Here is a 24,460-nt window from a genome sequence, read left to right as displayed (position 1 = left end):
GATGCCCCGCACAAATTTCCTTTGGATCGGCCTTGGTTTGATGCTGAATCAATCGATCCTTTGGACTGGGGCACAAGCCCAAATGTCCGAGCAAGACATGCGTCGAGGACTCGTGGGTCAATCTGCGTACGCAGCCTGCAAGATGATTCACGCTGACTACAGCCAAAAGCGTGCTGATCTCATCGTGGCAACCGCTATCAAAAAAAACAATTGGGAGTCCCAAAAGGGCTGGCTGAAGTCCTCACAAGCCACCCAAACCATCAAGCTGGTGAGCGAAGCCATGAACCAAGAATGCACAGATTTCAATCAAAACAGCACACAATTCATTCCAGCCATGGAGGCAATCGAAGCCCTTTGAGAACCAAACAGAATAAACATTCTGGCCTAAAAATTATCCAATAATTGTTTTCACGAGAGTCAGTCTATCGCCTTTCTCAAAGGAAGCTGAACTAGACCCAAACCACTGAAGAAACCACTTCTTCAACCAAGAAATACAATAAGCCTGTAGCAAAATGATTTACAACATAGATATCAAATCGATCTCGCGCCCAAAAAGATCAGACGTCCTGGGCGATGCAACGAGCATCATCCTCAAGGATGTGGTCAAGCCCAAGCTTGGCCTTGAAGGGGGATTGCAAGAAGAAAGCACGCAGAACCTTGAAACCAGTTGATCACGAATGAGCCTTACAGATAAGCCATAAGCAAACGACTGATCTCATGCAGGTTGATCGTTGCAAAGAAAACGCTAACCCCTACCATGTCCCAAAGTCGATAATGAAGATTGAAAGGGATGAGAAGCAACTGACAACCAAGATTGATGCACACACCAATCTCGGTATGCCCTTGAGCTAGGAACACATAAGAAACTATGGCCAAAGAAGCTCCCACACTTCTCAGCAAACCCAAAATCTGAGAGGATTTAACGCCAAACCATCCATGATCCAAAGGATTCCAACAAAGCGCAAAAGCAATACTGCCTTTTGAAGAGTTTTCATGTTCCTTAGACATGGGTCAAGAAGATGAAGATCCTTTGATGACGACAGCATCGCCTGCTTAGCAATCAGATGTTCCGATTTCAATCAACGTGAACTGTGAGATTGATCACAAGGCCTATCGCTAATCAAACAAACGCACCTAGCCGAAATGCTCAATCACTTGAGCATTAGCCATGATTCCTAGTAATCACAACGCTCAGCAAAAGGCTCATCGACCGTTTCAAAAGCTAAACGCCAAATCATGCAATGTTTTCATTACTTAGGGAAATATTTTTTAAATCACAGATTACACATTAAACAAAAATTCCATCACATCACCTTCAGCCACGAGATAGTCCTTCCCTTCACTACGCAACCATCCCTTATTTCGGGCCTCTGACAAGGAGCCAGCCTCCAGCAACTTCTCCCAACCGATGGTCTGTGCACGGATGAATCCACGCTCAAAATCAGTGTGAATCACTCCTGCCGTTTGCGGCGCAGTCATTCCGGCACGGAAGGTCCAAGCACGTGTTTCTTTTTCACCTGTTGTGAAGTAAGTCCGCAAGCCTAATAATCGATAGGTGGCACGAATAAGACTGCGCAGGCCTCCTTCACTCACGCCGAGACCTTCCAAGTAATCAGCACATTCTTCATCACCCAACTCAACCAACTCGGCTTCTACCTGAGCAGAAATGCGGACGGACTCAGCACCTTCTTTCTCGGCAAGGGCCACAACCTCTTCGCAATAGGCATTGCCCGCAGCCAAATCGTCTTCACTCACATTGGTGGCATAAATAATTGGCTTGGCGGTAAGCAGTCCAAGCGGTTTGATCATCAATGCCTCTTCATCAGTCAACTCAATGCTGCGGGCGGCGCCTCCGGCTTCGAGCACTTGTTGGATGCGCTCTAAAGCCTCATCTTCCACTTGCGCTTCTTTACTCGTGCGCATTTGCTTCTTCAGTCGCTCCCGTCGCTTTTCGATCTGAGAGAGATCGGCCAAACCAAGCTCCAGATTGATGACCTCTGCATCGCGAGCAGGTCCCACCGATCCAGACACGTGAATGACATCATCGTCTTCAAAACAACGCACCACGTGAACAATCGCGTCGACCTCACGAATATTGGATAGGAACTTATTGCCCAAGCCTTCGCCTTGACTGGCCCCTTTGACCAGACCGGCAATGTCCACGAACTCCATCCGCGTGGGGATCAGCTCCTTACTCTGACTGAGGTCAGACAGCTTCTGGAGACGGTCATCGGGAACCGCCACGGTCCCCACATTCGGTTCAATCGTGCAGAACGGAAAGTTCGCAGCCTGAGCCTGCGCATTGGCCACTAGGGCATTGAACAAGGTGGATTTACCAACGTTGGGCAATCCGACGATTCCAGCTTTAAGCATGTGGGCAAATCTATCCACCGACCTTCAACCGCGTCTGCGCCCAACAACCCCGCTAAATACACGCTTGCACGACGGCAGCGTTACTGTGGCGTGCAAATTTCAAGCTGACATCTCGATTCACCCACGCACAGGCGAGACTATGTGTGAAGTTCTGATACAGGCGCTGTCATGGTCAGCCAACAACGGCAAACCCCATCACTCGCCAAGGACCATGACTTGACTTCTCTCACTCGCCTCAGCGGAGATCGACGACGACGCAAACGCTTGGTTATTGCTGCTGTGGCGGCAGCGCTTGTAGGCGGCGGAAGTCTGTTTTGGATGCTGAGCAGCAGTCGCAGCGGGGGTCGCGACCTCTCCGACTACACCGTTGAAGCCACCCGTGGCTCCCTTCCTGGTGTAATCACCGCTAGCGGCGAGTTAGAGGCGATTCGCCGCGTCAACGTGAGTCCAAAAAAGGGGGGGATACTCGAAGCTTTGCTCGTTGATGAAGGGGTCCGCGTTGAGGAGGGTCAGGTGCTCGCCCGCATGGACCGGGGTGATTTTCAGGACCGTCTGGACGAACTCATGGCTCTGTCACGTCAAGCCAAAGCCGACTACGACGCCAAAGCCTCTGACTACAAACGACGTCAGTCGTTATTTGAAAGCGGCGTGATCAGCGCAGCAGATCGGGATGATTACCGAGCCCGTTACCTCAGCAGCAAAGCCACCTTTGAAGCGACCCAGGAAAGAATCCAACAACGGGATGTTGAGGGTGATGAACTTTTAATCAGGGCGCCGTTCAGTGGTTTGATCACGGAGCGCTACGCCGAACCAGGCTCTTTCGTGACGCCCACCACCTCAGCATCCTCCTCAGCAGGCGCCACCAGCTCTTCGATCGTGGAGCTCTCCCAGGGCCTCGAAGTCACAGCAAAAGTGCCAGAAAGTGATATTGGTCGTATCCAAATCGGTCAAGTCGCAAACGTCCGCGTTGATGCCTTCCCTGATCGAAGCTTTTCCGCTGAAGTACGCGATATCGCCCCGCGCGCTGAGAAAACCAACAACGTGATTTCCTTTGAGGTGGAACTCACGCTTCTGAATCCGCCTCCCATCCTGCGCATCGGCATGACCGCAGACGTGAACTTTCAAACCGGACGCACGGCTGAGAGCACCTTGGTACCCACCGTGGCAATCGTGACGGAAGACGGGAAACCAGGGGTTTTACTGGTGGGCAAGAACGACCAACCCACCTTCCAGGCCATCGAACTGGGCTCCAGCGGCGGCAGCCAGAGTGCGATTCTCTCGGGAGTGAAACCGGGAACCCGGGTGTTCATCGACTTGCCACCCTGGGCCAAACAGCGCGACTAATCCAGCCCACCCCTGCCGAAACCCATGAGCTCCACCTCCGATCAACCCCTGCTCCTGCTGGTGGATGGACACTCACTGGCATTCCGTAGTTTTTATGCCTTCAGCAAAGGTGGGGAGGGAGGACTGGCCACAAAAGAGGGAATTCCTACGAGCGTCACCTATGGATTCCTCAAGGCCCTGCTCGATAACTGCAAAGGGCTGAAACCCAACAGTGTGACGATCGCCTTCGATACGGCTGAACCCACCTTCCGCCACAAGGCCGACCCCAACTACAAAGCCCATCGCGACGTCGCACCCGCTCACTTTTTCCAAGACCTTGAGCAGCTCCAAGCGATTCTGAAGACGCAGCTAAAACTGCCCCTCTGCCTGGCGCCTGGCTTCGAGGCTGACGATGTGCTCGGCACCTTGGCTAACCGCGCAGCAGCTGATGGATGGAGCGTGCGCATTTTGAGCGGCGATCGCGACCTCTTCCAACTGGTCGACGACAGTCGCAACATCGCTGTCCTTTACATGGGCGGTGGGCCTTACGCCAAAAGCAGTGGCCCCACCTTGATCGACGAAGCCGGCGTTCAAGCCAAGCTCGGCGTAGTTCCCACCAAGGTGGTTGATCTCAAGGCTCTCACCGGAGACAGCTCCGACAACATTCCTGGAGTGAAGGGGGTGGGCCCGAAAACAGCGATCAGCCTTCTGAAGGACAACGAGGATCTCGACGGGGTGTATCGGGCCCTAGCCGAAGTGGAAGAGGAGGGGCCCAAAGCGAGTCGGGGAGCAATCAAAGGGGCGCTCAAAGCCAAACTTGCGACCGACAAAGACAATGCCTACCTGTCGCGGCACCTGGCTGAAATCCTGGTGGACATTCCGCTGCCAAAGGAGCCCAAACTCGACCTGGGAAGCGTTGACGGAGAGGGCCTGAGTGAGCGTCTTCAGGAGCTCGAGCTGAACAGCCTGGTTCGTCAGGTTCCCAACTTTGTGGCCACCTTTTCCACTGGTGGATTGGCGGCTAACGCCCACCTTCTCGCCAAAGCAGATGAGGAGACACGCACCGTCAAGGGTGAAGCCACAACATCAGCTCAACCATCAGGGCCCGAGGCGCCATCCGAGGTGTCGGCCAGCCAAACCCAACCGCTCTTGCGACCCGGAATCATTCAAACCCTTGATCAGCTCAAAGCACTGCTGAAGCAGTTAATGAACTGCCGTGATTCCCTAGCCCCCATTGCCCTCGACACGGAAACCACCGATCTCAATCCATTCCGCGCTCAGCTGGTCGGCATTGGTCTGTGTTGGGGGCCTGGATCTGACGATCTGGCCTACATCCCGGTGAGTCATCAAGGCGATCCCATCCCAGAGCAGTTACCACTGGAAACGGTGCTACATGCCCTTGCTCCATGGTTGGCGAGTGGCGAGCACCCCAAAGCCCTTCAGAACGCCAAATACGACCGCTTGATTCTGTTGCGCCATGGCTTACCCCTTGCCGGTGTCGTCATGGACACCCTGCTGGCTGATTACCTCAGGGATGCAGCAGCAAAACATGGCCTGGATGTCATGGCCCAGCGGGATTACGGCATCAGTCCCACCCTGTTTAGTGATCTCGTAGGAAAAGCCAAAGAGGGCAAGGCCAGCAATTTCTCCGAGGTGCCCCTCGAAGCAGCAGCTCAGTACTGCGGCATGGATGTGCATCTCACCCGCAAGCTCGCCATCGACCTCAACCAACAACTGGAGGCCTTAGGGCCCCAGCTTCCAAAATTGCTGAGCAAGGTGGAATTGCCCCTAGAGCCCGTGCTGGCCGTGATGGAGGCCACCGGTATTCGCATTGATGTGCCCTATCTCGAAGCGCTTTCCTCCGAAATCGGAACCAACCTGGAACGGCTGGAAGCAAGCGCAAAAGAGGCTGCAGAGATTGATTTCAACCTCGCATCACCCAAACAACTCGGCGACTTACTGTTCAACACCCTCGGGCTTGACCGCAAAAAATCAAGGCGCACCAAAACCGGATACAGCACCGATGCCACCGTGCTCGAGAAGCTGGAACATGATCACCCAGTCGTGCCCCTCGTGCTTGAACATCGGGTGCTGAGCAAATTGAAGAGCACCTATGTGGATGCGTTGCCCCAACTGGTGGAAGCGGAAACCGGGCGGGTCCACACCGATTTCAACCAAGCGGTGACCGCAACAGGCCGGCTGAGCAGCAGCAACCCCAATCTGCAAAACATTCCTGTACGCACGGAATATTCCAGGCGCATCCGCAAGGCCTTTCTGCCCCAAGACGGCTGGACCCTCCTCAGTGCCGACTATTCGCAAATCGAGCTACGGATTCTCACGCACCTCTCTGGAGAAGAGGTCTTGCAACAGGCTTACCGCGATGGAGACGACGTGCATGCCCTCACCGCACGCTTGCTTCTTGACAAAGACAAGGTGTCGCCGGATGAACGACGACTGGGAAAAACCATCAATTTCGGCGTGATTTACGGCATGGGCGCCCAACGCTTTGCTCGCGAAACAGGTGTTAGCCAAAGCGAGGCCAAAGACTTTTTGAGCAAATACAAACAGCGCTATCCCAAGGTGTTCGCTTTTCTGGAACTTCAGGAACGTCTCGCGCTTAGTCAGGGTTATGTGGAAACGATTTTGGGACGCAGGCGCCCTTTCCACTTCGACCGCAATGGGCTCGGCCGCCTCAACGGCATGGATCCACTGGAGATCAATTTGGAGGTAGCGCGACGCGGCGGGATGGAAGCACAGCAACTTCGCGCCGCGGCCAATGCTCCGATCCAGGGCTCCAGTGCCGACATCATCAAGCTGGCCATGGTGCAGCTACAAGCAAAACTTGAAAGCAACAATTTGCCCGCCCGACTTCTTCTACAAGTGCATGATGAACTCGTGCTCGAAACGGAACCCGAGGCGCTAGCCGTTGTTGAGACACTGGTGGTGCAAACCATGAAAAATGCCATCGAGTTGTCTGTTCCCTTAGAGGTTGAAACAGGAAGTGGAAACAATTGGATGGAATGCAAATAAGAAGCAAAAAGACACTCCATCAAGGCTTCTATCCATATTGAAAGAGTGAACCATACGTTCCAAACTTTATGAGATCACTTTGTTTAAGTTAGGAGCATTTTTCCAATTCGCAGCCAAGGCAATGATTGCCACTCCACCACAGGCAATCGCAAATCGAAATGGTGCCTCGGGGCCAACAGAGGTCATTAACTGACCGCCTAAGAAGGAAACAATGGCGGCCGCAAGGGTAAAGAGTGACGTAGCAAAACCCATGACCCAGCCCTGCTCTTCTTTGGAAACAGATTCAGAGAATCCTGTCAACATTGTTGGATAACCGACACCATGCAAGGCCCCAGAAGGCAGCATGATTGCCAAGGCCAAAGGTCCAGAGGGAACAAGCAAGAATGCCGTCACACAACAACAAAACAACACGGTGCAGCTCGCCATAATGGCCCGTTTAGAAAACCGAGCATTCAAAGGCTCAACAAGAACACTGCTCGAAGCAATCAAGCCAACACCCATCAAAAACATTCCAACACTGGAGCCTGTAGCCCCATAGCCAAACCGTGTGGACAGGTTGGCTGACACAAACACATAAAGACCTAAGACACACAACATATAGGGAAAAAATGCCGTTGAAACACGTCGAACCGAATCTCGATTAAGGGCATCCGCTAACAACTTAAATACCACCAATGGATTAGCGTCCATCGGATTGAGCTCTGTCTTGACATCTTCAAATCCAAAGAAAACAAGCATCAACCCCACAAAACACAACAAACCACCAATCACAAATGGCAAGTGTGAGGATGCCAGGCGGCCAAGAAGATCCTGATCTGAGAAGAGTCCTCCAATAATCGGTCCCACCACAAGACCAAAACTCATCCCAACGGTTGTCAGCCCTAAATTACGCGCGCTTTCTCGATCACTCTTCGCAAGATCAATCATGGCTGCAGCAGCGATTGGCTGTGCTCCAGCAGTAAAGCCAGTAATCCCCCGAGAGATCACCAAAAGACTGTAATTATGTGAAATCAGCGCCACTGCTGCAATGGCGTAACCGGCAATGGCACCGATCAAACAAATCAGGATCCCCCTCTTACGTCCAATACTGTCTGAAAGCCTTGAAACATAAATCGATCCAAAAAACCAAGTCAAAAAGAATGTGCCAATGGCTACTCCATAGAGAAGAGCGCCTTGAGATTGCGAAACACCCGGTGGAAGAAACCCACCATTGGGTTGCATCAGCAAGGCCGCGAAAATAGGGAAGGCAAGGCCTTGACCCATCACATCAACAAAACAAGTAAACATCAATGCGAAAATCGCAAGCGACATCCAATCCCCCATCTAATTAATTTCCTTTCAAAAAACTAGCAAGAACATGATCAGCACCAATACCGAGGCTGATCACTGACATCAATTGACCTCAGGTAATGTTCACGCGCCTCAGCTGTCAGGCAGTTTCAAAACATTGATTTTCAATACAAACCAACGAATAGTTGTTCCAGAAAGATAGTCATCAAGAAGAGCGAATGATTGATCCCTTGGCGTCCTGGCAAGCAAGCCTTATTTCCGTGATACAACCACTTCAATCCGCCGCTCTTGAGGTTCAGGGATCTGAGTTCAGCTTGCGCTGGGCAAGGATCTCACCTACCGGCGGGCCTAAGGGGCATCACCAGCACGGATCTAACATCGATCGAAGGTTTTTGATCTGCGCAGGCAGGCATCAACCGCGATTTGACTCCCGTTCCTAAGCCTGATGTCTTCCCTGCGCTTAACCAACAGCCTCACCAGTCGCACGGAAGCATTTGAGCCCTTAGAGCCAGGAAAGGCAACGATTTACTGCTGTGGCGTCACGGTGTACGACCTGTGTCACTTGGGTCATGCCCGCAGTTACATCAATTGGGACGTTCTACGCCGCTACTTGATTTGGCGAGGCTACGACGTGACCTATGTCCAGAATTACACCGATATCGACGACAAGATCCTCAATCGTGCTGCCGAAGAGGGCAGCACGATGCAAGCGGTGAGCGAGCGCAACATCGAAGCCTTTGAGCTCGATATGGGCCGGCTCAACATCCTTCCGGCCGATCGCATGCCTCGAGCCACCTGTTGCATCGACGGCATCCAAACACTCATTGCTGAACTGGAAGCAAAAGGGGCTGCCTACAGCTCCGATGGTGATGTGTACTTCGATATTTCCAAAGCCAAGGACTACGGCAAGCTCAGCGGTCGCGACCCCAACGAGCAACAACAAGGGGCAAGCGGCCGTACAGCTGATGGAGAGGAAAGTCGCAAGAAACACCCGTTTGATTTCGCGCTGTGGAAAGGGAGCAAGGCCGATGAGCCCAGCTGGGACTCCCCCTGGGGACCAGGACGGCCGGGTTGGCACATCGAATGCTCGGCGATGGTGCGCCAGGAACTTGGCCTCACCATCGATATCCACCTAGGTGGTGGCGATCTGGTGTTTCCTCACCATGAGAACGAGATCGCCCAATCAGAAACGGCTAACGACGCACCCTTAGCCCGGCTGTGGATGCACAACGGAATGGTCAATGTGGGCGGAACGAAGATGTCGAAATCGCTGGGCAACTTCACCACAATCCGCGCACTTTTAGAAAGCGGACTCTCGGCCATGGCCCTGCGCCTCTTTGTTCTCCAGGCCCACTACCGCAAGCCCCTGGACTTCACAGCCGAAGCGCTGGAGGCAGCCACCACTGGGTGGAAGGGATTGAATGCTGCCCTAAAGCTGGGGGAAAGCCATGCTGCCGTCTTGGGATGGGGTGATCACACGGCTCTCAGCGTTGCAGCGGTTAGCGCTGGACCAACCCCCCATGGTCAGTTTGAAGCCCTAGAGCAACGTTTCATCGCCGCCATGGACGATGACCTCAACAGCTCTGGAGCCTTAGCCGTGCTGTTTGAACTCGCACGTCCACTCAGAGGCTTAGCCAACCGTCTGGATCGCGGCGACCAGCCTGAGCAGCCAGCCGAGGAGCTGACCCAACTGCACTCACGCTGGATGCTGTTGCGCGAGCTGGCGGCCGTTCTTGGTCTACGCAGCGAAAGCGATGAGTCCAAACCCTCTGAAAACAGCGCTATTGATCCCCAAGCGATTGAGCAGGCCATTGCTAATCGCAAAGCCGCGAAAGAGGAGAAGAACTATCAAGAAGCCGATCGCATTCGCAAGTCCCTCAGCGACCAAGGCATTGAACTCATCGACAAGCCTGGTGGGCTTACCGATTGGAGAGTGGTTTAACGCTCCTTTCCAGCCATCATCGCTTCAATCTTCCTAATTCTTTCCAAGGTGGTCATCCAGACATCAAGACGGAACCTTTGATCTCCCAACTCAGGGTCAGTCGTTTCCATCGCTTCGATACGAGCCTGCAGCGCATTCACCATCGCTTCAATATCCTCCTTGGCCTCGAATGCATCCCAAAGCTCCCGCTCCAACCGAGCCCGCTCAATAAAGTTCCAACGTTTAAGCCACAACATTGAAAGGCGTCCACAGAGGCTCCTGTCTACCGGATTGCTGACACCTTTTGACGCACTCACCCACTCTTGGAATTGACAACCTTGCATCCAGAAAGCCTTTCGAAGGCGATTCAGCTCTCGGTCTCACCGGTGTTTTTGCTCGCGGGGATCGGGGCCCTTCTCAACGTTCTTTCCGCCAGGCTCGGCCGAATTGCAGATCACTATCGCCGGATCAGCGAATCGGATGCCACAGGAAATGATTTTGAACGTAGTCATTGCAAGCGACGAATGCAACACATTCTTCGTGCGATATGGCTTCTCACCTGCGCCACCCTCCTTCTTTCTATCGTGGTTTCAGCGATGTTTATGAGTGTGATCACTCAAGTGAACCTCACGTCAATCGTGGCACCTCTTTTCATCACCACGATGGGAATGTTGATGATGGCCTCGATCTCGTTCCTCCTGGAAGTGCGATTGGCAAGTGAATTTGTGCAGAGAAAGTTTTAAAAACGCCACAGCATTCTGCGAGCAATCAAGCAGCTGGAAACCATTGACGCCATAAATCAACAACACTGATCAATAAACCAGCAGTGATCACAACAGGAGACACCCAGCGCAGGAAAAAGAGCATCAAGCCGATTAAACCTGCTGAGGTTTTCGATCCCTGGAGATCATTCCGGAACCGTTTCGGAACCACCCACCCCACAAGCAGTGCAATTAAGAGTCCTCCCAAAATCAGCAGCACACCGCCAAAGATCGAATCCATCACTTCCAAGACCGGGATCGACATCGCAGCCGGGAGGCCTGCAACAAAAATCAGCAATGCCATCAGCCATGCCGATCGCCTGCGGGACCAGCCCAAGCGATCCATCAAAGAAGCCACCGGTACCTCCAGCAACGACACCGATGACGTAATGGCCGCGAGATAGGCCAAGGAAAAGAAGAGCACTGCCACCAAGCGTCCGGCAGAGCCAAGGGACGCAAGTCCCGTGGGAATCGCTAAAAACAAAGCCCCAACGGTGGACTCGGTCACCGTTTCCTGCAGACCAAAGCTGATCACTACGGGGAATGTGATCAGTCCAGCCAACAGACCCACGGCCGTGTCCAAACCCACCACCGCGATCGCTTCCCTCGGCAGACGCGCACTACTTTTCAAATAGGCCGAATAGGCAAGGATGCAACCGATTCCGGTGCCGATGGAGAAAAAGGCCTGGGTAAACGCATTGCGAATGGTGGTGGGGTTGAGCAGCTGAGCCGCATCCCAACGCAACAGAAAGGTTTGATATCCCCCCACAGCCCCAGACAACGTGGCAGCCCAGAGAGCCAAACCAACCAGCAACACAAACAACAGAGGTAAGGCCCAACGCGACAAACGCTCGATTCCTCCCTGCACACCAGCGGCCACCACCGCGGCGGTTAAGGCCAGGCTGGCCCCCTGGCCAAGGAGGGCGCTATTGCCCGTACTCACCGATCCAAACAGCGATTCAGCTGTCTTCATGTCATCTGGCAGCCCCACCCATAGGGCATGAACGAGCGTGTGAGCTGTCCACCCCATCAGCACCGCATAGAAGGCCAAAATTCCGCAGGACGCGATCAAAAACAGCCATCCCATTGGCCGCCAAGCCTCTCCAGCCGCCGCAACAGGAGCCAGCAAAGGGCTTTGGGCCGTACTGCGACCAAGCACCATCTCTGCCACTAAAACTGGCAGACAGACCACCAACACAATCAGCACATAGAGAAGTAGAAAGGCACCACCACCTCCCTGAGACGCGCGATAAGCAAAGCCCCAGAGGTTGCCCAAACCCACGGCGCTACCGGCTGCTGCGAGCACAAACCCCAATCCGGACCGCCAGCGCTCCTTCAGTGCCATAAACCCGAAGCCAACTGCAATCATGCGAAGTTTGCCAGGCATAGGCATTGAGGTGGGAAACTGTGACCAATTGCCTGGATCCCTGTGAAAGCCATCAGCGTTCTGGGCTCCACTGGCTCAATTGGCACCCAGACGCTGGAGATCGTTGAGGATTTCCCCGATCAATTCCGCGTAGTGGCCCTCAGCGCTGGACGCAATCTCAGCCTGCTCGTGTCCCAAATCCAGAGGCACCGCCCTGATGTTGTGGCCTTAGCGGATCCAGCGCTACTGACTGAGCTCAAAGACAGACTGATCGCCCTGCCTGCCGAAACACGCCCTGAGCCCTTGCCGCACTTGGTGGGTGGACCGGAAGGCCTTGATGTGGTGGCGTCCTGGGGTTCAGCGGATCTCGTTGTCACAGGAATCGTGGGCTGCGCGGGTTTATTGCCCACCCTGGCGGCGATTCGCGCAGGAAAAGACCTGGCCCTGGCCAACAAGGAAACACTGATTGCCGCAGGGCCGGTGGTCCTACCTGAGCTGAAGAAAAGCGGCAGTCGACTGCTTCCTGCCGACTCGGAACACTCCGCCATCTTCCAGTGCCTGCAAGGAACACCTTGGAGCGATACCGCCCGTCTCTCCACCGGGGTTCCAACCCCTGGCCTGCGCCGTATTCAACTCACCGCCTCTGGTGGTGCCTTTCGCGATTGGTCAGCCGCTGATCTCGAAAAAGCAACGGTGGCCGATGCCACCTCCCATCCCAACTGGAGCATGGGACAAAAAATCACAGTGGATTCAGCCTCATTGATGAATAAGGGCTTAGAGGTGATTGAGGCTCACTATCTATTTGGACTGGATTACGACCACATCGAGATCGTGATTCATCCTCAAAGCATCATCCATTCGATGGTGGAACTTGCTGATTCCTCGGTCCTCGCCCAGCTCGGCTGGCCCGACATGAAACTGCCGATCCTCTATTGCATGAGTTGGCCTTCAAGGCTGGAGACCCCGTGGCGAAGGCTCGATCTCACCGAAGTGGGGCAATTGAGTTTCCGCGCACCGGATCCAGCCAAATATCCCTGCATGGATCTGGCCTACGCCGCAGGGCGTGCCGGCGGCACCATGCCTGCTGTGCTCAACGCGGCCAATGAAGAGGCCGTGGCCCAATTCCTCGAGGAAAAGATTCACTTTCTCGACATTCCCAAGATGATTGAGGCAGCCTGTGAACAACACAAACCTGATCTTGCCGCCAACCCCAGTCTTGATGATGTGTTGGCGGTTGATCAGTGGGCACGCCAGGCTGTGCGCGAGCACGTGAAACGAGGCACGACGCGCTTGAGCAGGGCATCGATGGCTGCATGAGCCAGCGGATTAGCCATCACCTTTTGCTCTGCGCCACAGCCACGAAAGCCAAGTGCTGTGATCCAGAGATCGGTGCCGCGAGCTGGGATGCTCTCAAGCGGCAGGTGCGTGAATTGGACCTTGAGAATCCCAGCAGGGCCGCAGGAATCGTTCTGCGCAGCAAAGTCGATTGCTTACGCATCTGTGAGCAAGGCCCAATCTTGTTGGTCTGGCCCGATGGCACCTGGTACAGAGGTGTCACGCCAGAACGCATCAGCAGCATTCTTCAGCGACACATCATCCAAGGACAACCGATCGAAGAGTGGGTCCTGAAAACCAGCCCATTCACTTGAGCGTTTGCAACCAAGATGCAGCAAGCGCATCGGCCCAACAGCCGGCCCGTCCATGAAATCCGTTGTGACCGCCTTCGCGGGTGAAGATCAATTGAATGGGCTGATCCGTAGAGACAGCCTCCCTCAGGTCTAAGGCCGCCCGAGCAGGCACCCATGGATCATCCAGAGCCTGTAGCAACAGAGTGGGCGGCAATTTCTGGGGTGATTGGATCAAATGCTGGAGCGGTGAAGCCTCCCGGTAGTAAGCATCCACGTCCGCAAATCCCCATCGCGGAGCGGTGACGGTGCTATCGAAGTCACGAATGGTGCGTGGTCGCTCAGCACCACTCAGTTGTCCAAGATCCAGATCACTCACGCCAAAGGGATCGGCGAGCGTCTGACGCACGAGGCGCTGCAGCAACCAGCGTTGGTAAACACGATTGCGAGGACGTTCAATCGATGCACTGCAGGCAGCCAGATCCAAGGGACTGCTGGCACAGAACAATCCATCCAGAGGCTGGTGTGCTGGGTCGAGGCCGGCGGCAATGCGCTCAGCTGGCGTTGAAAGGCACGCATTCAGCAGCATGGTTCCGCCGAGGGAAAGGCCAGCGCCAAACAACGGCAGTGGCGTCCCTTCTGTGGTCAGGGTGCTGCAGAGCTGTCGCGCCCGCTGCAACACAGGGAGAAGGTCGGTGTTGCATTGGGCGGCATAGGTGCCACCCGCAAGATGTCGGCCAGGATCGGCACCACGCATGTTGAGGCGCAGCACCGCATATCCAGCCTCAAACAGGGCAATACCAAGCCTGCGCAGGCCTTCCCGTCGACTCGAGCCCCCGAGTCCGTGCAAGACAACCACCAGCGCCTTCGGAGCTGGTGGACACTCCAAGAAAGCCAGCAGGGCTCCAGAGCCCGCGGCACCGCTGCTCAAAGCAGGTACTTCGATCTCCAGGGGTTGACCCTGATCGATCGGCAAATCCACGGGTCGGAGCGTATCCCTCAAGGTCTGAAGGTCGCCCCCCCACCAGGGAAAACGCTGCCGAAAGGGAGCAACCCCCAGTTGCTTCAGCAGCTGGGGTTCTGGGTTTAGATCAGGCCAGCTCACAGGCGCATCATTTCTTACCGACGCCTAACTCCTTGAGTTCTCCCAGCAGATCTCCAAGCACCTTCTTGGCATCGCCAAACACCATGGAGGTGTTGCCGAGTTCAAACAGGTCATTTTTGATGCCGGAATAACCAGCACTCATGCCGCGCTTCACCACAAACACAGTCTGGGCCTGCTGAACATCCAACACAGGCATCCCATAAAGCGGCGAATTGGGGTCGGTCTTGGCCTGGGGATTCACCACATCATTGGCACCCAACACAAGCACCACATCGGTAGCAGGGAACTCAGGATTGATCACATCCATCTCCTTGAGCTGCTCGTAAGGCACATCGGCCTCAGCCAGAAGGACATTCATGTGACCGGGCATGCGGCCCGCCACAGGGTGAATCGCATAGGCCACCTCAATCCCAGCCGCCTCCAAGGAGCGGGTTACCTCTCGCAACGTGTGCTGGGCCTGGGCCACAGCCAGGCCATAGCCGGGAACAATGATCACGCGTTCTGCCGCTTCAAGGGTGAGGGCGCACTCCTCAACACTGCAACTGGTGATGTTGGTGTATTCGCCACCACCACCGGAGGCTGTGGATGAAGCGCCAAGAGCTCCGCCAAACAGCACCGACACCAGCGAGCGATTCATGCCGTTGCACATCACCTGGGTGAGGATCAAACCGGCAGCGCCCACCATCGCGCCAGCCACGATCAGCAGCTGACTGCCCACAACGAAACCGGCAGCAGCGGCAGCCACACCGGAATAGCTATTCAGAAGAGAGATCACCACTGGCATATCCGCTCCACCGATCGGCAGGGTGACGCCGATGCCCAGAAGGCCGGAGGCGATCACCAGCAACCACAGCGCGGCCTGACTGCTGCCGTCGGAAGCGATCAACTTGATCGCAGCCACAAGACAAACAACGGCCAGAGCGATGTTCACAAGGTGGCGGATCTTGCTCTGCATCCAGGGAGGCGTTGAGAGCCAGCCCTGCAGCTTGGCCATCGCCACGATCGAGCCTGTGAAGGTGATCGAGCCAACGAAGACCGAGATCACAATCGACACCACCGCGACGAGCGTGCCGTCATCGAGCGTGCCGGGGAACAGTGCAGCAGCCAGGGCCACCAACAGCGATGACATGCCGCCGCAGCCGTTGAACAGCGCCACAGTTTCGGGCATGGAGGTCATGGGAACCCTCTGCGCCGTGATCGCACCCAGGACTCCACCCACAACAGTGCCGGCGATGATCCAGGCCCAGGCCTGTCCATCGAAGCTTGGGAAGCCCACATAACTGATCAGAAGACCAATGACAGCGAGGGCCATGGCAACAGCGGCGAGCTGATTGGCACTCCGTGCGGAACGCACCTTGGAAAGACCTTTGATGCCGAGTGCCAGCAGCAGAACGGCGACGAGATCGATGGCGTAGTTCAGGAACTCCATCAGCTGTTCTCCTTGCGGGCGGGCTTGCGGCTGAACATGGCGAGCATGCGGTCAGTGACCAAGAAGCCACCAATCACGTTGAAAAGAGCGAAACCAAGAGAGACCGAGCCGAGAACCAGGAGAGGGGTACTTCCATCAGCTTTGATGATCGCGGTAAGAGCGGCCAGCATCGTGATCCCGGAGATGGCATTGGCACCACTCATCAATGGCGTGTGAAGCGTTGGGGGGACCTTGCCGATCAGTTCGAAGCCAAGCAGGCTTCCGAGCAGCAGGACCCAGAGAGCATTCACCAGAGGTGGGGTTTGGGAGGCAGTGGCCGCACCCATGAGTAAAAGAGAATCCATCAGTTGGCTCCTGGGGTGAGAACGTCTCCGCGGCAGATGGTGCCGTCCTGACTGATCAGGCATCCGGCAATCAGCTCGTCTTCGTTGTCGAGGGTGAGCTGGCCGTCTTGAAGGGTGGGCTGCAGTAAAGCCAACAGATTGCGGGCGTACAACGCGCTGGCGTGATTCGGAACGCTGCAAGGAAGTTCGTTCGCACCAATCAGCTTCACGCCTTTGCGGTGCACCGTTTGGGACGGAACGGTGTCGGCACAGTTACCTCCTTGAGCAACGGCCAGATCAACCACCACCGATCCAGGGCGCATGCGATCAAGCATGTCCTCACTGATTAAGCGTGGGGCTCGCCTGCCAGGAACTTGGGCTGTACAAATTGCCACATCAGCCTGGGCTAGTTGGTCAGATAGCTGTTGTCGCTGCGCGGCCAGAAACGCGTCTGAGGCTTGCTTGGCGTAACCACCCGATTCCGCTGGCTTGTCATCCATCTCCGGGGGATCGATGAAACGGGCTCCCAGCGACTCCACCTGCTCTTTCACGGCAGGGCGAATGTCGCTCACGTACACCACTGCCCCCAAACGGCGAGCAGTGGCCACGGCCTGAAGACCTGCAACACCAGCACCCAACACCACAACCCTGGCGGGCTGCACGGTGCCTGCTGCGGTCATCAGCATCGGGAAATAGCGATCCAAGGCCGCAGCGCCAAGCAACACAGCCTTGTAGCCAGCGATGTTGGCCTGAGACGAGAGCACATCAGCGGACTGGGCACGACTGATCCGGGGCAGGAGCTCAAGGGCCATGGCTGAAAGACCACATCCCTTCAAGGCTTCCCCTAGCTCGTGATTGCCATAGGGGGACAACATCCCCACCACCAGGGCACCCCGGCGCAAGCGACCGAGCGATGCCGGACCAGGGCTTTGAACACACAGCAAAACGTCGGCCTGACCCCAGGCTTGCGGCTCTCCTGGAGCAACCAAATCGGCTCCAGCACTGGCGTAGGTCTCGTCAAGAAAACCGGAGGACACTCCGGCACCACGCTCGACGGCTACGGAGCAGCCGAGGGCAATGAATTTTTTAAGGGTCTCGGGTGAAGCAGCCACACGGGTTTCAGCCGCTGCGCTTTCAATCGGGATAAGGAGTCTGGGCAAGTTCGTTGTGCCGCCACCCAGTCGAGATTACGAGGTCGTGGCTCCCGAAACGCATCTTTTCTGTAGAAGCTGACTTAGTGAAGCAGCTGTGGCTAGTCAGGGGATTCTGTCTTTAGGCGTATGGGTCTCTCCGCAATCGAATGTCCCGATGGCGTTTGCCACAGCCATCACGGCGGGCATGCCGTGAATCGCCGCACCATGGAAGAACTTCTTGCCGAACACGGCCGGGAATGGTGCGAGCGACTCGCAGAACGGGTCTACGAAATGTCCGTGGACACGTTCTCTCAATCGGTGATGCCCAGCCTGCACGCAGCGGGCTGGCAACGACGCCACCTGGATTGGGAATTCAAATTGCAAGACAAACAGTCCGACACAGAGGCCGAGCCGGATCGGACTCTGGTTGACGGAATGATCAACGCCACCGAAAGCTTCCTGCGCAGCAGCGAAGTTCACCGTTTGTTCATTCAAGAACTCGTCCAGGGAACCTTTGAAGAAGCGTCAGACGATCATCTGCGTAGCAACGCCGTGCGTCAGCTGATCGAAGACGAAATTCTGACCATGCTTCAAGACCAGAAAACGGCCATGTTGCAGCGCATTGTCAGCCAACTCACCAGTGCGGCTGACGGCGATGCGCAACGGGCGCAAACCGCTGCAGAAGAGGGGTTCATGGAAGTAGAGCGCTTGCTCTATAACCACAGCGAATCCCTTTAGCCATAGATCTCGATCCCGGCTAAAAGAGCGGCAAAAGCTCTTGCTCAACCGCCTGCACCAGGGGCCATTGCCTCTGGTGCTGCAACCAACGCAGCCGCAGAATCAACGGATCGATATCGCATTCAAGGGGCCAACACTGCTCAAGCCGTTGGCGCTGATCAGGATTGGATGGGTAACGAGGACGGCTTTTGGCCATGGCGGCAGGGGGCCGGAAACCCCAAGAGCTGTTGGCTGGAAGCTAAGGGTGGCATCCACGGATGGAATGGTTAGAAAGACCTAACTTTTGCGGCTGACCGATCGCACGTCCTTCGTTTCAGCTCGCAGGAGACGGCCCAGGAGCCAGGATCCAACCGCGTCAGTGGCAACAGCAACTGGTTCAGCTGCTGCGCAGACGCCTGGATCCAGACGCAAGCCACGGGCGCGACGTGCTGATCCATGCAGGACCAGGTGCGGGCAAAACCCTGGGGGCCCTGCTCGGATTTCAAGCCATGCAGCAAGAGGGGAGGTTGAAATGCTTTTTGGTGATGTGTCACCGCACATCGATCCTCAACCAATGGCGCACAGCAGCCGAACGGGTGGGGTTACGCCTTGAGCACTGGAATGAATCGACACCCAACATCCAGAGCCAAAATCTCCAGCACGCCGATGGTTGGCTCGTCACCTACCAAGGGGCAGCGAGTCAGCTCGACGGGCTCAAACAGGCGCTCGAGCCATGGGCTGGTGATCAGCTTTTAGCGATTGCGGATGAAGCGCATCACCTGGGCGTAGATCCGGATGAGCCGGATGGTCCGGTCTGGGGACGCACCTTCTTAGAGCTGAGCAGCCAGGCCCGACTCAGGCTGGGGCTCACAGGGACCCCCTTTCGAGCCGACAATCTCGCCTTTTGTGCCGCGAGACGGATCCGAATCCAGGAGGGGGAACAACTGGTGGAGCAGATCAGTCCTGACCTCTGCGTTGAGCCCCGAGAGCTGATTGCCGCTGGTGACGTACGACCGCTGGAATTTCGCTTCCAAGACGGTTGGGTGGAGCACAATCGTGCTGGGAAGCCTGATCGCGACGTCTCGCCTCTCTCTGAGGAGATGCGTGAAAGCTGGAGAGCACGCAATTTGCGCAGGGCGATCCGTCTCTCCGATAGCAGCAGCATTGCTCAGCAACTCTTGATCAGGGCCAGACGCAAACTGGAGCAGGTGCGTGAACAGCACCCGAGTGCTGGCGGTCTCGTGATTGCCAAAGACATTGCTCACGCCCGATCGATCAGCTCCCTGCTGAGGGAGCAGGGTGATCGGGTGGACCTGGTGCATTCGCAAGATCCAGAGGCCGCCCAACGACTCAGCAGCTTTCAAGAGGGTGGTGCCGACTGGCTCGTCAGCATCGACATGTGCGCCGAAGGCTTCGACGCCCCAAGGTTGCGCGTTGTCGCCTATCTCACAACAGTCGTCACCCGCAGTCGCTTCGTGCAGGGCATCACCCGCGCTGTTCGGATGTGCAGCGCCAGGGCAGCCACTGAAACGGTGCCTCGAGACCCTTCTTATGTGTTTGCTCCTGCGGACCCATTGCTGATGAGCTACGCGCGCAGCTGGTCTCTCTCAGAGCCCTATCGGATTCAAGCCCAACAACAGGAAGCAGATTCCGATGACCCGCTGCAGTCGGGCGCATGGAGAGGTCCCAGCCTTCCCTTGGAGGCCGTTAATGACGGAGCTGGTGCCGTGATTCGCCTCAGAACCCCCGAATTACCCAATTTTTTGCATCAATGAAAACTTCTCCGCAGAAAAAAAAATGCGACGTTGTGCGAAATCACACACGATGTTGGTCCTCCAACAGGCAATGTGGTCTCTATCAGGGAGTCAGTCATGGACGCAGCACTTGAACGCCGAGTCAGTGTTGCCACCTGCTGGGCAACAACCAGAATCAATGCCCTAGACAGCGCTGAGCGCTATGAGGACAGCTACGCATTGACTCAAGAATTCAGGGAATGGATCACATGTATCGGGGAAAGTCCGGAACTCTTTGCTGAATCCGTGATGAGCGTGGGGCAAATTTCAGAGAAACGACAAGGTTTCGACCTCGAAGAAGGGGCCGAGGATTCGGTTGAAATCTAAATAAATTATTAAATCTTGCTTTTGCGACACATATTCTCCCGGAAATTGCACAGCGTTTCTCATTAAAAACAAAGCGACCGCTCAGAGAGCCCCTTTAGATTCAACTCATACTCAATACGCATAAGCCATGGGCGCGAGCGAGAACCTAGTGATCGTCGGATCCGGCCCAGCTGGGTACACGGCAGCCATTTACGCGGCAAGAGCCAACCTCAATCCGCTCCTTATCACGGGATTTCAGCGCGGCGGGATCCCGGGCGGTCAACTGATGACCACCACGCATGTTGAAAATTTTCCCGGCTTTCCTGATGGGGTCCTAGGCCCCGATCTGATGGATCTCATGAAAGCTCAGGCGGAGCGCTGGGGCACTCATCTTCTCGAAGCCGATGCTGACCTGATCGACTTGAGCCAGCGTCCTTACCTCATTCAGGCCGACGGCAAGACGATCCAAACCCAATCGATCATCATCGCCACTGGCGCGAGCGCCAACCGCTTGGGCTTACCCAGCGAAGAACGCTTCTGGAGCAAGGGAATTAGTGCTTGCGCCATTTGCGATGGCGCAACTCCCCAGTTCCGCAAGGAGGAATTGGCGGTGGTTGGAGGCGGAGATTCCGCTTGCGAAGAAGCGGTATATCTCACCAAGTACGGCAGTCATGTGCACCTGTTGGTTCGCTCGGACCGCTTGCGAGCCAGTGCAGCCATGGCTGACCGGGTTGAAGCCAATCCCCAAATCACGGTCCACTGGAACACCGAGGTGGTGGACGTTGAAGGAACGGACTGGATGAACGGCCTACGACTTCGCAATCGAGACAGTGGCAACGAGGAAACATTGGCCGTGCGTGGAATGTTTTATGCCATTGGCCACACGCCCAACACCGAACTGTTGAAAGGCCAACTGGATTGTGATCGCAGCGGTTATCTCGTCACCCAACCCGGCAGACCAGAGACTTCCCTGGAAGGTGTGTTTGCAGCAGGCGACGTCGCCGATGCGGAATGGCGACAAGGGATTACGGCTGCAGGCAGTGGCTGCCAAGCGGCCCTTGCCGCAGAACGCTGGTTAAGCCATCACGACTTGGCCACGCTTGTGAGTCGTGAGGCGGTTGAGCCGCAAAAAGCCAGTGCGCCACAAGCCTTAGAAGCAACAACGGAAGCCAGCTACGACGCCAATGCTGAATGGCAAAAAGGAAGTTATGCCCTCCGCAAGCTCTATCACGACAGCAAGAAACCCCTGCTCGTGATTTACAGCTCCCCAAGCTGCGGCCCCTGTCATGTGCTGAAGCCACAGCTGAAGCGGGTGCTCTCAGAACTGAATGGTCAGGCTCAGGGCGTCGAAATTGACATCGAAGCCGATCAAGAGATTGCAGAACAGGCTGGCGTCAACGGCACACCAACGGTCCAGCTGTTTTATGACAAGTCGCTGCAACAGCAGTGGCGCGGAGTGAAACAGCGCAGTGAATTCAAGGGTGCGATCGAGGCCCTTCTCAACGCCCAGTGACTTAACGGCGGCGTGGGCCACCAGGACGGTTACCACCTGGACGCCCACCCGGTGCACCCGCATTGCGCTCGCGGTAAGTGATCCGACCACGGGTCAGGTCATAGGGACTGATTTCCACCAGAACCTTGTCACCTGCCAGCAGTTTGATTCGGAATTTTGTGAGCTTTCCGGCGGCGCGGCACAGGCACTGGTGACCAGCGGGCTGCTCCAGGGTCACGAGGTAGAACCCGTTGCCCTGCTCTTTTTCAATCACACCCGAGGTCTCAATCATGCGCCAAGGTCAACGTCGTCATTGATGCCAGTTTAGGAGGCCACCTTCAACGCTTTTCCACCATTGCCCCGTGAGTCTGTTTAAGGTCGTCTCCGCTACTTCAAGCCATTTGATGCTCCCCCCGCTCACCCTCGACCTGGGCCTGTTGCTGATTTCTATCGGCGCTGTGAATCTCTGGCGTAACCGTCAGAATGCGAATTAGCTTGTTGGCAAGTTCTGAAGTGTTTTTGTGTCTGAATCAGCTCTGATTGCTTTCACATCCCTGGTTCAATCCGATTCTCAGCTACGGGAGCAGGTACGCCAGGCACCCACACCAGCTCACGTTGTGAATCTTGCTTCTGAACAAGGGCACGTCTTCAACCAAGCCACACTCATGAAGATGCAAGCAGAGAAGATGAAGCATCTTCACGATGACCATCTCAACAACGCGTCCAGCTGGGGCGAAGCACTTTTGCTTTGCTTTGGAGCACACAACTGATCCTTCTGCTGCACAAGCCCTATGGGGTTCTGAGTCAGTTCACACCTGAACTGCAGAGCCGCTGGGGATGCCTAGCTGAGTGGGTCCCAATCCCAAATGTTTACGCTGCTGGCCGCCTCGACGCCGACAGTGAAGGGTTGCTGTTGCTCACCGACAACGGCCGGCTGCAGCAACGCCTCACCGATCCTCGATTTGGCCACTGGCGACAGTATTGGGTCCAGGTGGAGGGCTGCGCGAATAACAGCCAATTGAATCAACTTCAGCGGGGAGTGATGATTCAAGGGCGCCGAACCAGGCCTGCGAAAGCGAGGGTCTTAGCCGATCAAGAAAGACAAACAATTGGCGATCGCAATCCACCGATTCGAGAACGTCGTTCGATTCCAACCTCCTGGCTATGTCTTGAACTTCGTGAGGGACGCAACCGCCAAGTGCGTCGCATGACCGCAGCGGTGGGCCTCCCCACCCTGAGGCTGATTCGTCACTCCATCGACTTAATGGATGGAGAGACAACCCTGAGCCTCAATGGCCTCAGTCCAGGAATGTGGCGCGAGGTCAGCCGCTCGGAAGATCAACGCCTCAAGCGGCTGCTTAACCGTTCGGCAGCGCACCGGTCAGCGTGACCGCGCGAAATTCGATTCCTTCAACAATCCGCCAGGGAGTGGCAGAACGCTCGGCGTACTGAACCTGCTCAAGCCCCAGCGCTCGGAAATCCTCCAAAAAAGCCTCCTCCAACCAGGCCCCACTGATGCAGCCACTCCAAAGCTCGGCGTCCTGCTGAAGAGCCATCGGCACCGGGCGATCGCAAACAATATCGCTGATCGCTACGCGCCCCGCAGGCCGAAGGACGCGCCGAATGTTCTGCAACAACCTCTCCCGGGCGGAAGGGTTCACCAGATTCAGCACGCAATTGCTGAGCACCAGATCAATGCTGGAATCAGCCACCAGAGGCGCTCCCGTGGCATCGGTGGCATCAAGCGCCTCGATCGCACCCTCGAGAAAGCAAACATTGGCGTAACCAATCCGCTCTGCCACCACGGGTGCAGCAGAGCGAGAAAGGGCCAACATCTCCGTATTGCGGTCCACACCAATCACTTGGCCTGTCGCCCCAACCACCTGAGCACAAATAAAGGCGTTCTTTCCGCTTCCACTACCGAGGTCCAAAACAGTATCTCCAGAGCGCACCCAACGAGTGGGATCACCACAGCCGTAATCCCTCTCCACCACAGCCTGGGGGAGGGGCTTCAACAACGAGGGATCAAACGCCACTGGAGTGCAGAGACAGGCTTCTTGTTCCGAGGCAGCCGCTCCATAACGGTCCTCCACCGCCTGCGTTTGATCGAATGAAGAGGGATTAGGACCGCAGCAAGACGACATCGGCAACAGCGTTTGATTACCCCCATTTTGAACAGAGCTCAAGCCCTTAAGAGAGCCAGTCCCTAGCTCAGGACGTCCTGAAGCTCACGAACGGTTTGCCATTGCCCGTAGTAGTAATTGGCGCTAGCGCGGCGATCGATATCCTCCATCCCATCAAACGCATCGAAACCAACGCTTTGCCAGAGCTCATGCCCACAAGCACGGTTGAGCTCCGTTTCCGCTTCTCGAGCAAGATTGTCGAGCCGTCTCTGAAGGTTTTTGACTTGGGCGGCAGACATGAGAATGATCCAGAAATGTGCAAATACTAGCGAGCAAATAGTACAAATACA

At 55.7% G+C, this 24,460-nt stretch carries 26 protein-coding genes; 13 read left to right on the top strand and 13 right to left on the bottom strand.

Translation table 11 applies throughout. From position 1 onward, the window contains the following. Position 1: 1 nt before the first annotated feature. On the top strand, positions 2-358 hold the full coding sequence (locus tag SIC18_RS07575; protein ID WP_250395620.1) for a hypothetical protein: 357 nt from the start codon (positions 2-4) through the stop codon (positions 356-358). 326 nt (positions 359-684) lie between these two features. Here the strand turns inward: SIC18_RS07575 and SIC18_RS07570 are convergent, their stop codons facing one another. Continuing rightward, entirely contained in the window at positions 685-1,008 is a 324-nt protein-coding gene (locus tag SIC18_RS07570) for a hypothetical protein (protein WP_413429213.1), read from the bottom strand. Between the two features lie 273 nt (positions 1,009-1,281). Beyond that, positions 1,282-2,373, bottom strand: a complete 1,092-nt coding sequence (gene ychF, locus SIC18_RS07565; protein WP_048346189.1) for a redox-regulated ATPase YchF — start codon at positions 2,371-2,373, stop codon at positions 1,282-1,284. Between the two features lie 168 nt (positions 2,374-2,541). Between ychF and SIC18_RS07560 the strand changes: the two genes are divergently transcribed. Both SIC18_RS07560 and polA read left to right on the top strand, forming a co-directional pair. Next, complete coding sequence (locus SIC18_RS07560) at positions 2,542-3,717, top strand: efflux RND transporter periplasmic adaptor subunit (protein WP_048346188.1); 1,176 nt, start codon at positions 2,542-2,544, stop codon at positions 3,715-3,717. Positions 3,718-3,741: 24 nt separating this feature from the next. After that, positions 3,742-6,726 (top strand): DNA polymerase I, encoded by a 2,985-nt coding sequence (gene polA / locus SIC18_RS07555; protein WP_413429212.1) that lies wholly within the window; start codon positions 3,742-3,744, stop codon positions 6,724-6,726. Between the two features lie 66 nt (positions 6,727-6,792). Here polA and SIC18_RS07550 read toward each other — a convergent pair whose 3' ends face one another. Further along, a complete protein-coding gene (locus SIC18_RS07550; protein ID WP_413429211.1) occupies positions 6,793-8,037 on the bottom strand; it encodes an MFS transporter in 1,245 nt (414 codons plus the stop codon). A gap of 424 nt (positions 8,038-8,461) precedes the next feature. Here SIC18_RS07550 and cysS point away from each other — a divergent pair, with 424 nt between their 5' ends. After that, positions 8,462-9,958 carry a cysteine--tRNA ligase gene (gene cysS / locus SIC18_RS07545; RefSeq protein WP_413429210.1) on the top strand — a complete coding sequence of 499 codons (1,497 nt, stop codon included), beginning with the start codon at positions 8,462-8,464 and terminating at the stop codon, positions 9,956-9,958. Here the strand turns inward: cysS and SIC18_RS07540 are convergent. Next, positions 9,955-10,194, bottom strand: a complete 240-nt coding sequence (locus SIC18_RS07540; protein WP_048348071.1) for a hypothetical protein — start codon at positions 10,192-10,194, stop codon at positions 9,955-9,957. The genes cysS and SIC18_RS07540 overlap by 4 nt on opposite strands. A 66-nt stretch (positions 10,195-10,260) precedes the next feature. On the opposite strand from SIC18_RS07540, the gene SIC18_RS07535 reads away from it, so the two are divergent. Beyond that, positions 10,261-10,680, top strand: coding sequence for a DUF2721 domain-containing protein (locus SIC18_RS07535; protein WP_250395426.1), 420 nt, complete (start codon positions 10,261-10,263; stop codon positions 10,678-10,680). Between the two features lie 25 nt (positions 10,681-10,705). Here SIC18_RS07535 and SIC18_RS07530 read toward each other — a convergent pair whose 3' ends face one another. Beyond that, positions 10,706-12,043, bottom strand: coding sequence for a sodium-dependent transporter (locus tag SIC18_RS07530; protein WP_048348070.1), 1,338 nt, complete (start codon positions 12,041-12,043; stop codon positions 10,706-10,708). Between the two features lie 84 nt (positions 12,044-12,127). Here SIC18_RS07530 and SIC18_RS07525 point away from each other — a divergent pair, with 84 nt between their 5' ends. Together SIC18_RS07525 and SIC18_RS07520 are read left to right on the top strand one after the other, a co-directional pair. Next, on the top strand, positions 12,128-13,381 hold the full coding sequence (locus SIC18_RS07525) for a 1-deoxy-D-xylulose-5-phosphate reductoisomerase (RefSeq protein WP_048346183.1): 1,254 nt from the start codon (positions 12,128-12,130) through the stop codon (positions 13,379-13,381). Next, positions 13,378-13,713 (top strand): (2Fe-2S) ferredoxin domain-containing protein, encoded by a 336-nt coding sequence (locus tag SIC18_RS07520; RefSeq protein WP_048346182.1) that lies wholly within the window; start codon positions 13,378-13,380, stop codon positions 13,711-13,713. Before SIC18_RS07525 ends, SIC18_RS07520 begins: the two co-directional genes overlap by 4 nt. On the opposite strand, the gene SIC18_RS07515 is transcribed toward SIC18_RS07520, so the two are convergent. The 4 genes from SIC18_RS07515 to SIC18_RS07500 are packed head-to-tail and all read right to left on the bottom strand — an operon-like array spanning position 13,706 to position 17,706. Then, positions 13,706-14,794, bottom strand: coding sequence for a YheT family hydrolase (locus tag SIC18_RS07515; protein ID WP_413429209.1), 1,089 nt, complete (start codon positions 14,792-14,794; stop codon positions 13,706-13,708). The genes SIC18_RS07520 and SIC18_RS07515 overlap by 8 nt on opposite strands. Before the next feature lie 7 nt (positions 14,795-14,801). Next, the gene (locus tag SIC18_RS07510; RefSeq protein ID WP_413429208.1) at positions 14,802-16,223 is read right to left on the bottom strand and encodes an NAD(P)(+) transhydrogenase (Re/Si-specific) subunit beta; all 1,422 of its coding nucleotides are present in this window, start codon (positions 16,221-16,223) and stop codon (positions 14,802-14,804) included. Continuing rightward, complete coding sequence (locus tag SIC18_RS07505) at positions 16,223-16,567, bottom strand: NAD(P) transhydrogenase subunit alpha (protein WP_371190319.1); 345 nt, start codon at positions 16,565-16,567, stop codon at positions 16,223-16,225. The genes SIC18_RS07510 and SIC18_RS07505 overlap by 1 nt, the downstream gene beginning before the upstream one ends. Then, positions 16,567-17,706, bottom strand: coding sequence for an NAD(P) transhydrogenase subunit alpha (locus tag SIC18_RS07500; protein ID WP_413429207.1), 1,140 nt, complete (start codon positions 17,704-17,706; stop codon positions 16,567-16,569). Before SIC18_RS07500 ends, SIC18_RS07505 begins: the two co-directional genes overlap by 1 nt. A 120-nt stretch (positions 17,707-17,826) precedes the next feature. On the opposite strand from SIC18_RS07500, the gene SIC18_RS07495 reads away from it, so the two are divergent. Continuing rightward, complete coding sequence (locus tag SIC18_RS07495) at positions 17,827-18,417, top strand: EF-1 guanine nucleotide exchange domain-containing protein (RefSeq protein WP_250395138.1); 591 nt, start codon at positions 17,827-17,829, stop codon at positions 18,415-18,417. A gap of 19 nt (positions 18,418-18,436) precedes the next feature. Here SIC18_RS07495 and SIC18_RS07490 read toward each other — a convergent pair whose 3' ends face one another. Continuing rightward, on the bottom strand, positions 18,437-18,613 hold the full coding sequence (locus SIC18_RS07490) for a hypothetical protein (protein WP_245407270.1): 177 nt from the start codon (positions 18,611-18,613) through the stop codon (positions 18,437-18,439). Positions 18,614-18,797: 184 nt separating this feature from the next. Between SIC18_RS07490 and SIC18_RS07485 the strand changes: the two genes are divergently transcribed. From SIC18_RS07485 to trxB, 3 genes are all read left to right on the top strand, one after another. Further along, positions 18,798-20,171, top strand: a complete 1,374-nt coding sequence (locus tag SIC18_RS07485; protein WP_371190337.1) for a DEAD/DEAH box helicase — start codon at positions 18,798-18,800, stop codon at positions 20,169-20,171. A 96-nt stretch (positions 20,172-20,267) separates the two neighbouring features. Continuing rightward, the gene (locus SIC18_RS07480; protein ID WP_011618848.1) at positions 20,268-20,516 is read left to right on the top strand and encodes a hypothetical protein; all 249 of its coding nucleotides are present in this window, start codon (positions 20,268-20,270) and stop codon (positions 20,514-20,516) included. A gap of 127 nt (positions 20,517-20,643) precedes the next feature. Further along, positions 20,644-22,008, top strand: a complete 1,365-nt coding sequence (trxB, locus tag SIC18_RS07475; RefSeq protein WP_413429206.1) for a thioredoxin-disulfide reductase — start codon at positions 20,644-20,646, stop codon at positions 22,006-22,008. A gap of 1 nt (position 22,009) precedes the next feature. Here the strand turns inward: trxB and infA are convergent, their stop codons facing one another. Continuing rightward, positions 22,010-22,279: a translation initiation factor IF-1 gene (gene infA / locus SIC18_RS07470; protein ID WP_006041809.1), complete on the bottom strand. Its 270-nt coding sequence runs from the start codon at positions 22,277-22,279 to the stop codon at positions 22,010-22,012. 229 nt (positions 22,280-22,508) lie between these two features. Between infA and SIC18_RS07465 the strand changes: the two genes are divergently transcribed. Continuing rightward, positions 22,509-22,757, top strand: coding sequence for a Nif11-like leader peptide family natural product precursor (locus SIC18_RS07465; protein WP_011618846.1), 249 nt, complete (start codon positions 22,509-22,511; stop codon positions 22,755-22,757). Further along, the gene (locus SIC18_RS07460; protein WP_413429205.1) at positions 22,736-23,377 is read left to right on the top strand and encodes a pseudouridine synthase; all 642 of its coding nucleotides are present in this window, start codon (positions 22,736-22,738) and stop codon (positions 23,375-23,377) included. Before SIC18_RS07465 ends, SIC18_RS07460 begins: the two co-directional genes overlap by 22 nt. Here the strand turns inward: SIC18_RS07460 and SIC18_RS07455 are convergent. Together SIC18_RS07455 and SIC18_RS07450 are read right to left on the bottom strand one after the other, a co-directional pair. After that, positions 23,346-24,131: a methyltransferase domain-containing protein gene (locus SIC18_RS07455; protein ID WP_250395146.1), complete on the bottom strand. Its 786-nt coding sequence runs from the start codon at positions 24,129-24,131 to the stop codon at positions 23,346-23,348. The genes SIC18_RS07460 and SIC18_RS07455 overlap by 32 nt on opposite strands. A gap of 62 nt (positions 24,132-24,193) precedes the next feature. Beyond that, positions 24,194-24,409 (bottom strand): hypothetical protein, encoded by a 216-nt coding sequence (locus tag SIC18_RS07450; RefSeq protein ID WP_250395142.1) that lies wholly within the window; start codon positions 24,407-24,409, stop codon positions 24,194-24,196. Positions 24,410-24,460 lie beyond the last annotated feature (51 nt).

The organism is Synechococcus sp. Cu2B8-bc1011 (assembly GCF_047302735.1).
GTDB lineage: Bacteria > Cyanobacteriota > Cyanobacteriia > PCC-6307 > Cyanobiaceae > Synechococcus_C.
This window is presented reverse-complemented; position numbering and strand designations above follow the sequence as displayed.

Coding starts and splice junctions, on each gene's coding strand:
- SIC18_RS07575 (WP_250395620.1), top strand. CDS start 2: ATGCCCCGCACAAATTTCCTTTGGATCGGCCTTGGTTTGATGCTGAAT.
- SIC18_RS07570 (WP_413429213.1), bottom strand. CDS start 1,008: ATGTCTAAGGAACATGAAAACTCTTCAAAAGGCAGTATTGCTTTTGCG.
- ychF (WP_048346189.1), bottom strand. CDS start 2,373: ATGCTTAAAGCTGGAATCGTCGGATTGCCCAACGTTGGTAAATCCACC.
- SIC18_RS07560 (WP_048346188.1), top strand. CDS start 2,542: ATGGTCAGCCAACAACGGCAAACCCCATCACTCGCCAAGGACCATGAC.
- polA (WP_413429212.1), top strand. CDS start 3,742: ATGAGCTCCACCTCCGATCAACCCCTGCTCCTGCTGGTGGATGGACAC.
- SIC18_RS07550 (WP_413429211.1), bottom strand. CDS start 8,037: ATGTCGCTTGCGATTTTCGCATTGATGTTTACTTGTTTTGTTGATGTG.
- cysS (WP_413429210.1), top strand. CDS start 8,462: ATGTCTTCCCTGCGCTTAACCAACAGCCTCACCAGTCGCACGGAAGCA.
- SIC18_RS07540 (WP_048348071.1), bottom strand. CDS start 10,194: ATGTTGTGGCTTAAACGTTGGAACTTTATTGAGCGGGCTCGGTTGGAG.
- SIC18_RS07530 (WP_048348070.1), bottom strand. CDS start 12,043: ATGGCACTGAAGGAGCGCTGGCGGTCCGGATTGGGGTTTGTGCTCGCA.
- SIC18_RS07520 (WP_048346182.1), top strand. CDS start 13,378: ATGAGCCAGCGGATTAGCCATCACCTTTTGCTCTGCGCCACAGCCACG.
- SIC18_RS07510 (WP_413429208.1), bottom strand. CDS start 16,223: ATGGAGTTCCTGAACTACGCCATCGATCTCGTCGCCGTTCTGCTGCTG.
- SIC18_RS07505 (WP_371190319.1), bottom strand. CDS start 16,567: ATGGATTCTCTTTTACTCATGGGTGCGGCCACTGCCTCCCAAACCCCA.
- SIC18_RS07495 (WP_250395138.1), top strand. CDS start 17,827: ATGGGTCTCTCCGCAATCGAATGTCCCGATGGCGTTTGCCACAGCCAT.
- SIC18_RS07490 (WP_245407270.1), bottom strand. CDS start 18,613: ATGGCCAAAAGCCGTCCTCGTTACCCATCCAATCCTGATCAGCGCCAA.
- SIC18_RS07480 (WP_011618848.1), top strand. CDS start 20,268: ATGGACGCAGCACTTGAACGCCGAGTCAGTGTTGCCACCTGCTGGGCA.
- trxB (WP_413429206.1), top strand. CDS start 20,644: ATGGGCGCGAGCGAGAACCTAGTGATCGTCGGATCCGGCCCAGCTGGG.
- infA (WP_006041809.1), bottom strand. CDS start 22,279: ATGATTGAGACCTCGGGTGTGATTGAAAAAGAGCAGGGCAACGGGTTC.
- SIC18_RS07455 (WP_250395146.1), bottom strand. CDS start 24,131: ATGTCGTCTTGCTGCGGTCCTAATCCCTCTTCATTCGATCAAACGCAG.
- SIC18_RS07450 (WP_250395142.1), bottom strand. CDS start 24,409: ATGTCTGCCGCCCAAGTCAAAAACCTTCAGAGACGGCTCGACAATCTT.